Origin of the sequence: Eubacterium uniforme (assembly GCF_900167115.1) — a bacterium.
Classification (GTDB): Bacteria; Bacillota; Clostridia; order Lachnospirales; family Lachnospiraceae; genus Eubacterium_S; species Eubacterium_S uniforme.
This window is the reverse complement of sequence record NZ_FUXZ01000012.1, coordinates 72,406-86,137: the sequence shown is the minus strand read 5'-3', so window position 1 is coordinate 86,137 and position 13,732 is coordinate 72,406. Positions and strand designations below refer to the sequence as shown.

Annotated in this window: 4 protein-coding genes; all 4 read right to left on the bottom strand. The window is 33.3% G+C overall.

Features of this window, described 5'->3' with window-relative positions; translation table 11 throughout:
* Positions 1-61 precede the first annotated feature (61 nt).
* From B5D16_RS09755 to B5D16_RS09740, 4 genes are read right to left on the bottom strand one after another with little or no spacing between them, the layout of a single operon-like run.
* Complete coding sequence (locus B5D16_RS09755) at positions 62-10,627, bottom strand: hypothetical protein (RefSeq protein ID WP_078766801.1); 10,566 nt, start codon at positions 10,625-10,627, stop codon at positions 62-64.
* A 43-nt stretch (positions 10,628-10,670) separates the two neighbouring features.
* Positions 10,671-11,702, bottom strand: coding sequence for a hypothetical protein (locus B5D16_RS09750; RefSeq protein WP_078766800.1), 1,032 nt, complete (start codon positions 11,700-11,702; stop codon positions 10,671-10,673).
* 23 nt (positions 11,703-11,725) lie between these two features.
* A complete protein-coding gene (locus B5D16_RS09745; RefSeq protein ID WP_078766799.1) occupies positions 11,726-12,517 on the bottom strand; it encodes a hypothetical protein in 792 nt (263 codons plus the stop codon).
* Positions 12,518-12,556: 39 nt separating this feature from the next.
* On the bottom strand, positions 12,557-13,615 hold the full coding sequence (locus B5D16_RS09740; protein WP_078766798.1) for a hypothetical protein: 1,059 nt from the start codon (positions 13,613-13,615) through the stop codon (positions 12,557-12,559).
* Positions 13,616-13,732 lie beyond the last annotated feature (117 nt).

The window sequence follows — 13,732 nt, the reverse complement described above, 5'->3', positions numbered from 1 at the left end:
AAAAAGCCCTTCGGATAACCGAAGGACTTTTTTTACAGCACCTATATAAGTACCAATAATTTTAATTTGAAGGTACAACATATTCCGCATTCACTCTGGCATTTGTATAAACAACATGATCTTCACTTAGATATGCCGTTGAGCCTTTCGAAATAGTTGCTGTTACCTTAATTCTATAATTTGCATATTTGTAACCATCAATCGCTTTAAGTAAATCCTCAGTCTTAACATCAAAGCTAAGATTTGAAGTAAAGTGCTTCTGGCCACCATTATCAGTATAATGTAATGTCCAATTGTTTCTGTTGGTTGATAACGGCATACTGTATGTATAATACAAATAACCATCTTGCTGTTCTCCACCACGAGCATTTGTTAACGCTACTGGAGCATCACTCTTATCCATAAACTTGAAGTTATCAAGATATCCTGTATTAGAAGTTCCATCTAAATCCTCGATATTTACTGGATTATATACATATCCAGGTGAAACATTAGAATTTTCCTTCTGCTCTAAAGTAATTGTAAAATCAAGATTATATCCGCCATCAGTTAAAACTTCATCTGGCAAATTAGTAATGTCATAGTCTAAACCAACATCAATATGTTCAAGATATCCACTTTCTGAGAAAGAGCTACCTGTTTCAATATACTTTCCATTAATACCAAGTGAACTCTTATTCTTACTCTGTTCACCATAAGCATCATAACCATCATATTCTGGCTGTTCTAAGGCTGTCAAAGTAAGCACACCATTTTGAGCAGTTCTATCAATGTAGTATCTCTTATTAGGTGGATCAGTTGCATTCTTAGTATTGTTACTATACTTAACTCGTGCCTGTGCGAAATCAATCTTAGAAGTTGCATCTAAGCCAATACCACGATAATCATTAGTAGCTTTAACTCTGGCTGGGAACTCCTCGATAAGTTTGGCATCATTTGCTCCAAAATCTAATGAAACAACTGCTGTCTGTGTACTCGACCAGTTCTCACCATATGTATAACCAACTTCAATCTCCACAGGTTCAACGTAGAAGTAAGGCGCTAAAGTATCAACACCACCTGAAGCAGTGGCACCAAATTGGCTACCGCCAACTGTACGAGTATATGTATATAGTGGGTTACCCTTAATCGTACAATCATCAGAAATATCACCCTGTTCATCATATCTATTAAGGTATAAATAGAAGTTCTGATACAACTTCTCACCAGCAAGGTTTTCATTAAAGTATGCTTTACTATCACCAGCAAATGCTACAGTCGATGTTAAGGTTGCATTAATCACATGATTATCAGTAGTTATTTGAGCATTATCATTAATTTCACTAATTGTTAATGTCTGTTGTAAGAAATCTCCTAAGTAAATGTTAGTATTCTTAGCTAATTTATTTCTCTGACATGTTACAACATTACTTGTAAATGTCATTGGACATTCTACCGTCAAACCATATGTATCATGCGTAGTAGCTGTAATAACATTATCATCACCATAAGTATACATACTTAAGTAGTAAGTTTCTGATATTACTTCACCTGACTTAACAGTAAGTGTGTATAATGTACCCGTTGTTCCAGCTTTAAAGTATACTTCATTACCAGAATCATCATAAGCTATTACTGTTGCTTGATTCTTACTACATGTTACATATTTACCATTAGTGCTGTCCGGTGTATATTCAATTTTATCAGCAGCTATATACATAAGATTTTGTGGATTAAACTCAGTAGTTTCAGTAACATCAATGAATTCACCAAAGTTAATAACATCATACTTATCACCACTCGAATTCACATTAGTATCTGCTGCCGCCTTTGTTTTATAGTACTGTTTATCTACATTATAGTTATTATCAAGAAGAACATACTCTGTAGATGTTGCAAGAGATTTATTTGAATTATATTTAAACTGAAGCGACTTAGTAGTATTCCAGTTAAGTCCCTTACCAGTCTTTAAGAACTCATCCATCTCTTCTTTTGTATATTCAAACTTAGTATAAATAGTCTGCCATGAATCAAAGCCAGCACCAAGTTTTGAAATATCTCCCCAATTTTCAGGAATCTTAGCTTCATAAACGCCTTTTTCATACTCTGTACCCTGAAGTGCTGTAGAACTAAAGTTGAACTTAAGAAGTTTCTTAGTTAGCACTGGGATGTAGAGATGATATGCTGTTTTTGAAGCATCAGTTGGATCAAGGAAGCTTACATCAATCATGGAAATCTGATTATTACCAGCTATTGAGTCGGCATTATCATCATCCATGGTATAGTTTCCACCACTAAGTTGGAAACCTGCCGTCACATTTGAATCAGATACTTTCTGATAAACACCATTTATACACTGACAAGGATAAATTGATATTGAATACTTACCAGCAACATCAGCCGTATACGTATCAGTTGTATTAGTTAAAGTTCTAATATAAGCATTGATATAACTGTTATAATCACCTTCCGCACCATTTATAGCGATAATTGGGAAATCAGATCCTTCATATCCTGTTGGAACACCCATTTCTCTAAAGTATGTTGTTAACTTGATATCATAATCTTTTGAAGTATCCTCACCATTAGTTATCATGTCTTTAACAATATTGATATCACTAGTATCAACTGTTTTATAAGCTATTCTGTTATCCGCTGCAGTTCCTTCATTTTCACTTGCAATAAGTTTTGCAATCGGAACATTATTAGTAACATTCTCATTATTTACAACGCTTTCCATACCTACGATATTAACACCATCACCTGTTAGGAAGTTATTACCACCCATTGAAGTTTTTGGACTAACCGTTACGTATGGGAAGTAGTTTTTAGCTGCACCTTCACCAACGTTTGTACCGTTGTCAAATCCGACAGCCATTGAATTACCATGGTTATTACCTATACTAACATTCATATAATCAGCATCAATAATGTAAGATCCTGAAGCAACACCATTACCATAGTCAGCACTAAATAATGCATTATTCAACTTATTATTTTTTCTAGTAAAGCCAACTATCTTCAATTCCTTTGAATTTGAATTTCCAATAAAGCCTCCATATTTTGCATTTGTTCCAGAGCTATTGTATGCTGCAAAAGAATTATTGTATGCTGCGATATTATAACCCCATATCGCAACTATAGTATTACCGACAACACTACCCATGCCATGACTGCTCTGTGAACCATCAATCTGTATTATACAATCATGAACACGCGTATTTACTACGGTTCTTGTTGCTTGCGCAGAATAACCTATTACGCCCCCCGCACCATTATTAGCATTATTATTGGCTGTCGATATAATAGTATAGCCATACACATCACAACCATCAATATCATATCGATAAACATTATTCTTAGTAATATCATAATCATAACCCTTGGCATTAGCTGCGGTCAAATAACTTTGATTGGACATAAAATTACCAGCGATTCCACCTGCAATTACTCTACCTGAAATACTATAAGTAGTATTTTTATCATTACCAAAAACCTTACAATTATAAATTTTCATAACTGGAGGTAAACCATAGTATTCCCAACCTGTATCATAAGCGATACAACCAGTCAGTCCACCTGCGGAAGGTCCACTGATATTTATATTACTAACATCACAGTTAGTAAGTATAATTGTATCAGCTTTTCTTACATATCCAATCAATCCTCCTGCTCCACATGTATCTGTTGTTGTATTATTACTATTCTCGATAATAGGATCCTTTGAGTTACCACTTAATGAAACATTATTTATCCACAAGTTTGACATATAGCCATTTCTAATAGCACCAAGCACACCTCCCGTACCACGATTATCTACATTAGTATTGTTTTTAACCGTTAAACTTAGATTGCTCTTATAATATCCATCATTTCCTTTATTAGTCGTATCATTTATATCCATATTTGGTGCTGTATTAACAAATAAATCAAGAAAACCTGACAATCCTCCTGCAACCATGCCTCCACAATAGCCACCATGAGCTGTAACTGTTAAATTAGTTGCATTACACGCATTGGCATAAATGTAATTCATTCCAAGTCCAGTATCAACATTTCTTTCAGTCACATTATTTCTGCCAATATAACCACCAACATCATTTGCTCCTTCAACAGAAACATTTGACATATCAAGTTTAAAAAAATTAACATAATTATTCACTGTAAGAGCACCAATAATTCCTCCAACAGAAAATCTTCTACGAGCTTGGTTTTTGTTTTCATTTGTACTATATGCAATAGGTGCAACAGTGCCATCATTTTTATACTCTTTTACTTTTATATTACCCGAAAGAGTAAAATTACCAATATAATATCCTTCTGCCAAATTATAATTTGGAATTACTGATGTTTCTGGTCTTCCGTTCTTGCCAGACAGTGCATTCGACATAGTAGTTGTTGCATTAGACTTTTGTATTACATAATTAAACAGACCAAAGCCTAAATTAATATTATCCTTAGTATAAACTGTATTACTATAATTATCCAATTCATTATAATAAGTATTATATAATAAATTAATATTAATCGTGGAATTATTCCCTTCAAATCCATAGATTTTCATTGCGAATTTACCATCTTCATCCTCATTAACCCATGTATAATTTAGATTTCCCTTCTGCTGAACCTGAGATGTACTACCGCCCTTAAATCTACATATCGAACCAATACCTCTGAACGACTTTGGCAAATTGTATGTACCTCCAGCTGTTGAAAGTTTCATAAAGTCAGTTGCACCTGTCATCATTCTTGCTGGATATTTTCCATTAGAATCAGTTTTAGTATAATGGTAGATAATATATGGAATTGCCGTTTTATCATTAAGTTTATCTACCTTTGATACAACATAGTCACTTTCTGCTGCCGTCTTATCTGCAAATGTCGCTTTCCCAACTTTATCATACTCAGCAACATGAGTTGCAACATTTTTAGCAGCACTAGTACCATTATACTGTGTTGAACCATCATAACCTACTCCATAAGCATAATTACCATCTACAGTAGTTGCTGTTCCTGCGCCAGACTGTGTTATAAGCGAAAGAATAAATAGCGATTGTCCTGTTGGAATATTCACACGATTTTTGCTATCAAAAGTATCATAATTAAGCTTTTCTGATGTATTATCTGCAACATTTACCTTAACATCAGCTATTTGATAGTTCTTCGTTCCATTGTCAAGAATATACGTATTTGTATCACCACTATAGGTCGTAGTTTCATTAATAGCATAACCATTAATAACTCTACCAACATAAGGGTTAACAAAAAGATGTGAATAATCATTGTCAGCTGTCCAATTTGCATTACTAGGAGTACTACCATTATTAACATTAATGGTTGATCTACTAACAAAACTATTCGGATTCATATTCCTAAATATAAGCCCACCATTCACTACAACGCCAACATAACCACCCACACAGGCAAGATTTGATGAAGGAATCCTAATATAAGCAGTATTATTGCTGCTATAAGTCATGCTAACATTATCAATAATGTTATCTCCACCCATAATATTTCCAATGACTCCACCATAAACATATGTAAAATTTAAACTGCCATAGCCAAAAGCAGTCGAACTACTACCTGCAGTCATACTTGAAATAACCTGATGAGCTTTATTTGAATAATTATCAACAACAATTTTCAAATCTTTAACAACACTTCCATTACTTATCTTAATAAAAGGTACACGAGATTTATTAGTAATAGTAATACTACTATTTTTACCTACTATCACTCCCTTAAAAGCATATGTGCTATCATATGCACCTAGACCTTTAAATGTGGTTCCAAGCGTAATATCCTGACCAACTTGATAATATGCTTTTGCAAGATATTTACGAACATCATCTTTTTCCCAAGTAGTATTAGTTCCTGTTGCTGTATAGTTAGTACCATTATAAGTAAATAACTTACAACTATGAGTTGTCGCATCACTAAGGCACCAATGAGAAGTATCATTTTTATTTACTGGAAGCATTATGTTAGGGATTGGTGTATAACCAGATTGAGCATCTAACATATTTGCTATCGCAACAAACTGCTTAGCACCATTAATCTCATATGGATGATCGTAAGTTCCACAACCATTTCTCAAATCAGAAGGCACTACATTAACCTTTATCTCTCGAAGAGTATTCGTAGCTGTAGGTGCTCCACTTACATTTGCATTATAATATCTTACATAAGGCAAAAAGTTTGAGCTAAAATCATATGCCGTTGTTGAAGTAGTAGGATAATTTTCTGGATCAATGTAATTTCCTTCCTCACCATCTTCATAATACCTATCTTCTTCACTAAGATTTGTAGATTCATCTCTATACTCAACAGTATCAGTTAATTCCTTTCCATAGGTAACACCAATATAAGGTGTTACACCAAATTCTATGTGCTCCTCGGAACTACTGTCCCAATCCTCACTCTGTGAAAAATTGTAAATTGCAACGGATGTAGAATCAACATCATATTTATTCAAAAGAGTTGCATTCTTAAAAATAGATTTTGTTGTCATATAAAAATCATCAAGAGCAGATGAATCTTCTGTTTTTCTCGAATCCAACTTTATGTTATTAAATCTAAGATTAATACCTATTCCTTGAACATTTCCTATCAAACTACTTGCATATATTTCTCCATTTGTTGTTGTATAAGATGGAGAATATCTACCATTTTCATCTATACATATTCCATTAAAATCAAGTGTTGCTTTACTTCCTATTGAATTAATAAAAAGAAATCTTTCACCAATATTCTCCCCCACAATAATAAGAGGTAATTTACTGTTTCTCTTTGGCGTAGAACCTAAAATTATATTCTTATTCTGCGCCGTTTTCAATGTTCCAGTTAATGTTCCATTAATTAACGCACCCGAATATGTATTGTCTACACCAACTGAACCATACATAGTTATATCACCAGTTGTATTAATAGTTGCTGAAACATTCTTAAATAAGCCCATATGCATTAAGTAATGCTGTGTATTAGCACTTCTCGTTGAACGTTTAGTATTAGAATCCGTTTCAGTATCTTCTATTTCAGCATTATAGAATATAAAATCTGCATCTCCTATAGTAACTGCTTTACTTATATCTATCGGATAATACGAAATATGTTTTAAATCAAATGTTCCTGAAAGAACTTCTGTTGGAAATGGATTAGTAAAACATCTTTTTATATTCGATGCTGCATAATGATTTAAGCTCCAGAATAATAACTTATATTCATCATCTGAACCATTATTTGTATATGATTCTCTGTCAGCATTGTAATAATATCTCGATTTATTATTAACTACTGTTGTATTATATACATTATTGTAGCTATTCTTCGTTCCTTCAGCACTAGAATACTCACCACCAGTCGCATAAGAAATAACTCCTGCTGTATTATTTGTTAGTATCTTACTAGCATCATCTGCAAGTGCAAAAACAAGTTCATCATAATTGCTTGTCATTGTAGGTATAGTCATACCACTTGCAAGAGTGTAACTATCAGATGCAGTCAATTCCATAAAAATACCACATGTTGTATTTCCACTTCCCACGTATCCATTATGAACTAAGATACCTAACGATGTAGGTGATGCAACAGAATTTCCATTCTTTATATTAAGAGATTCAATATCTATTCCACCTGAAGGTACATACCAATTTCCAGTAGCCTTATAAACAAGACCTCCTATAAATTTAGCACTAGTATTGATCTCATTACCTGTACTATCAGATGATAATACTACATTTTCTAAATTTACATCTGTACCAAACCAACGATATCCAAGGATACCACCTGACGCATTAACAGCTTTGTTCTTAATAACTGTATCAATTACATCTATATTTTTAAGATTAAGAGTTCTAGTATCTGTTCCTACTGTTTCATAGTATGCAATGTCAGAGATAAGACCTGCTGCTGAAACATAATTAACAGCACTTGCTCCTGATGCATCCACATTTGCTGAAAGAGTAATATTCTCTATAGTAGTTGTTGTTTCTTTAGCTGAACTAATATAACCAATCAGTCCACCAATAGCCTGACTAAATACTGTATTAGTATCACCACCATCAGCATTATTCACACCAGTACCATCAACTTTTATAGTTGGTGTAATTAAAACTTTATCAGATGAACTATTTCCTTTAACTGTAACTGTTTTATTATCATCACAATTAGTTACACCAATAAGACCACCAACATAATGATTAACTGAACTTCCTAAATGAGTATAATTGATAGTCTCCTTTACTTTTACATCAGTAATCGTAGCATCATTCTCAAGATATGCAATAGCCCCACCTATTCTCATATTATCTGCTGCGCCACGTATATTCATAAATCCATCAATAGTAATATTCTCTATCTCAACTCCATCACCAGTTCTAGCAAATAAACCATTAAATCTATGTCTATGAATAGCACCTCTTCCATTACTATTGCTATCTGTTACTTCATTTCCGTTACTTAATACACCATATCGTTCGCCTACTGCAAGTTTTATAATAGCATCTTCATCTTCTCCTTCACCATCTGGGTACCCTTTAGAAAGTTTTCCTGTAAAGTATTTAATCTCAGAAGTGTCATTACTTACAGCGCCATCTCTCATAAAGCCTGTAATTCCAGTTCCTTTTAAATTAATTGTTCCAAAAACTGTAAGATTACCTGCTAATAATGTTGTTCTTTTTGAACTACCATCAAATTTTAATGCACCTTTATTATTATCATTTAATTGCATGTTAATGGCAGTCTTTACAAAATCTCTTTTTGTTTTTATATCTGTAACCGCTGCTGCTACAGTAACTGTATGCGCTGTAGAATTATATGTAAGAATATCATTCTCCACATCATCAATTCTAACCACTTCGCCCCATACACCTATATCATCAACAGAAACATCATTAGATGATCTTACTAAACGCCATCCATTTTCATAAGATGCAGATGCATCATTACCATTTCCAAGAGCATATACTAAAGCATTAGTTCTTTCACCGACTATCTGTCCACCAGAATTTGCATTTGCTCCTGATAAATTTGTAGTTCCACTTAAGCGCAATACCCCATCACTTAATTTTCCTACAACTCCTCCACCTTTATAGTTATTAGATGTTGTTATAGTAATATTACCTACATCAATTAAACTTCCTTTGTTACCTGCTGTTCCAACTACACCACCAAAGTATGTACAATCACCTACACTTCCAGTTGAATTGAGTGAAAAATCATCGAAAAATGTATATACAGCAGCATTACCACCTATATTTCCAATTCCACCACCATAATTAGTTGCAGAACTTCCTTTCATAGTTACGTTTATATGTTCTAATGAAAATGTCTTTTTTAAATCAGTATTTGAGTATAATCCAACTACACCACCATAATTAGTTGTAGCATCTGATAATGTTGATACCACATCCACCTTATGACTTGAATCGGCACCTGAATAAGATGCATCTATACCATCTGCTACAAGCTCACCAATAAGACCACCCGCTGTTTTTCCTTTAAGCGTGCAGCCTACTGTACTTCTATAATAATCTGGTGAAAATCTATTATAATCTGCTGTTATCTTATAATATCCAAAAACACCACCTGCTGATCCATCAGTTGCTGTTATTGTACCTAATGCATCGTATACTTCTGCTGTATTCTTAATCACAACAGTGCCCTGGTCATTCTTCCCTACAAGACCACCTGCGTATGTTTTACCACTTACAGTTCTACTTGCATCAGATACAGCAATCTTATTATTTCTAATAACATTAAGATTAGAACCCTGGCACATTTCACCAACATAAAAACCTGCGTTTGCATTATCTGATGTAACATCAGTAACTGTTCCTGTACTTGCTGCATTTATTTCAACATTAACTGTTGCTCCGTTTTTAATAGTTCCACATATAAATCCAGCATTATCATTTGCCTGAATTGTACTTGAAGTATTATTAATTGTAAGATCTAAATTAACTACTGTATTATCAAGTTCAGTTCCAACAGTACCAATGATACCTGAGTAAGAACCTGTTCCACTTGCTATAAGATGCCATTTGCTAGGATATGATGTAGTTGCAGTGTTATGAACTACATGGTTGGCGAATAAAGGCTTAGTCTCGCCACTATCCACATCACTATTTCTAACAAGATTTAAAATCTGAGTAGGTTCATAATTCTCTACTGTTGTATCATCATTAATATTTGCTATATCTGTAGAATCATATATATAATCAAAAAGTGGTTCATTAACCTCGATATTCTGAGTATTACCCTGTCCTAAGTTGATAGTAACCTTTCCAGCAAATGGTTTATCAACTGTTCCGATAGGATACCATGTATATGTTGTACCATCAATTTCTCTTGTTGGAGATATAACAACAGCTTCATTCATACCAATTACGAGATTCTTAGTCTGATAACCACTTGGATTATCATGATAATTTTTTGCAAACTCATAAAGGGCTTTTAACGACGTAATTGGTACATTACCTGTTAATTCCCCTGGGTCTACATATGCATTAACTTCTCTGTTACAAGCAAACTTTTCACTTACTGTTTTAGTAAAATCTGGAAAAGCAACACTTGAAACAAGTATTATAAACGAAGTCATCATCGCTATGAAACTTTTAAAAATCCTAATTCTTCTATTTCTCTTCATATAATCACCACTTTTTTATCTATACTTCCAAAACACTTTAACCCTAAGGAGTTGTTGTATCCGGATTCCAATCACTAGGTGCAGTATCCGGTAAATAATTCTCCTTAACTACTGTTGTCGAATAATCATTATTCTTATTAGTTTTATAAAACTGTATTTCATATCTGTTTTGTTTAGTTGAATCAACTTCAATTGTTAATGAAACCATGCCTTCACCATCGGCTGTTAAGTTTGCTTCATCTGGAGCTGATGAATACGCTACATAATTATCATTATCTAAATAATAAAATTTATTATTTGGATTATTTAAGAAATCTTTATTAATTGAAACCTTACTCTTATTCCATCTAAACGTTAATTTACCTTTTCCATTTCCCTCAAGGTAATAGTTAAATCCATCATAGTCCTTATTACTATCAAGTTCTTCAAGTTCTCCACTCCAACCAGCTGATGCTTGCTTAGTGTATCTAACCATAACATAACCTGTTAAATTTTGTAGACTTGAATCATATGGATTAGCTTCAATCTTTATAACGTACCCTTTAGGACTATTACCTAATTCACTCTTATCAAATACAAGAGAAACTTGATTTGAATGTGCTCCTTCTCCTAAAATTACACAACCACTAAATGTATGTGTTAATCCACTCGCACCAAATGTAAATGTTTGCGAGCCGTATGTTACGCTATAAGTTAAACCCTCTAAAACTGAAGAATCCGATAAAGGAGTAAAATTATCAGAATCATCAATTGTTCCTATTGTTGCAACAAGGTCATATTGCGTATCTTCATTTCTATAAACAGCTTCTTTTGGGTATGCGTAATTGTATACATTAACTGTTACTGATGCATTCTGAGTGTTATCTGTTATAGGTTCTATAGTTTTCATTCCGCCTGTATTCATGTGGCTTGAACTAAATAAACTACTTGCACCTGATTGAGTTGATACTACTCTCTTAGCAATAGTTACACGCGTATAAATAGCATAACCAGACATAATCGAAAGAGAAATAGCTGCAATTACGAACCAAACAACTATCCAATTTTGTCTTATTTTTCTTAATAAATTATCCACAGCTATCCTCCCTTCTTAATCTTTTATGAAACTTGTGCAGTTATATATATTAAATCCGTTTCTTTATCATTTCTAACATCACTTCCCCATGAAACTCTTAAAACATAATAATTTTGAAATGCTCTTTCATGGCTATCTATATCATATGCTGTACCATCTGCAGTTATGGCTGTACTAGTCTGCCAATATAAAGGTTCTGCATATTTTTGTCTTGCATCTGCTGATGCACCATTTATATAACTTGGTTCAGCATACTGAGTTGTACCAATTTTTCTTTCCACATTATTTCCGCTAATCATGAAGTTTTCACTATTTTCATTTATATACGCTCCTGATAGAGGAGTTCCTGCCGGCATATAGTACACAGATTCACGATTCGCTGTAATATATTCAACGCCCCCAGTATCATTAGCCGGATCATAATTTATATCAGGTGTTGCCTGATAAACTGTATATGTAAAATTAATGTTAGTAGTATGTGCTATCTGAATGTTATAAGTTGAAATATCTTCACCTTCTACACAGAATACAAAATCCTTATAATTACCACTTTCTGTATCTATACCAGCCATCTTAAATTGAATGATATCTTCACCTGCACCAGATCTTAATGATAACTTCGCTGGTGAATTTATCTTAGCTAGTATCGCCATTCTTTTTTGATGTGCAAGCCATGCATTAGTGAAAGTTGAAATAATAAGAACTATTGTCATAACTAATGCGCACGCTGACATTATCTTGTCTCTTTTACTTAAATTCATATACCATTTTTTTAATATATCAATCAATAATTTGCCTTTATCAATTATTATCACAACTCTCACCTCCTTTGCTTTTATATAATCCTTTTCACACTATTTAAGTAAAGCTGTAAGTTCAACTAAAACATAATTTATATGATCACCTATAGACTGGTCCGCATCATTATACATAGCACCATATGTGCTATAATTTCTTCCTGAAACAAAGTCCTTTTTCTCCTCAATTTCTGCTTCTTCTGCTGCCACATCATCATTCTTTGTAACAGTAAATGCAGTAAATGAAACATTACCCGTTGCCTTTAAGAACTTATCAGGATTTTCGAAGAAATATCTTCTTACTTCTTTTGATGCATCCACATCTCCTAGCGATTCAATGTTAGCATCTAATATCTGCTGAAGTGTTGGAATCCATACCCAATATATGGTTTTAGCAGTTTCTACTGTAATATTATCAGCATCGAATCCTTCAGATGTCAGCATATGCTTCTTGTTATCAGTTCCTTTATAGAAGAATAAAATATGTGAATGCATATAATTATCAACTGTTGCATTTGTAACTTCTACTAAAGGATCATCTGTTTTATGACTTGTATTATCAAATGTAGCCTCGTATCCTTTTACATTTAAATTCATAGTTAGTGATACAGGTGGTGAATTAGGTACTATTGAAAAATCAAGTTTGCCACTATCACCTGGTTTTAAACCATATTCTTCTGAATCAGATCTTGTAATCTCTCCAAACTTTTCAGTAGTTAACTCTCCGCTTCCTTCATATAAATTATTCATCTGTGAAGTACTAGTTAAGTTCCACTTAATACCACTTGAACCAACTGTAGTTGTTTCATTTTCAAAACCTGTAGTTATATCATCCATGAATTCATCGTATATACCATCAGAACCAATTGATTTTAAATCAAACGGTGAATCGCTTAAAGTTACACTCATACCACTTGTTTTAACTCCATCTGGTTTTGTAAACCATGCTATAACTGCCATAATTAAAATTGCTAATGCAATAATACCCATAGCACACTTTTTATAATGTATTATTAATTTCTTTTTTATTTCTTCTTTTTTATCAACCGTACTCTCTTCAACCTGCTTTTCCACATTCTCCTGAAGCAGATTATCTTTATTTAATTTTTCATCCATCTGCCTCACCTCCAATCATGGTAAAACAACTTATAAAACTCATTTGAACCAAATCGTAACCAAAAAACCTTTTATATATCGCAAAACAGAGTGTAAGTCCTCACAATGATTATACTA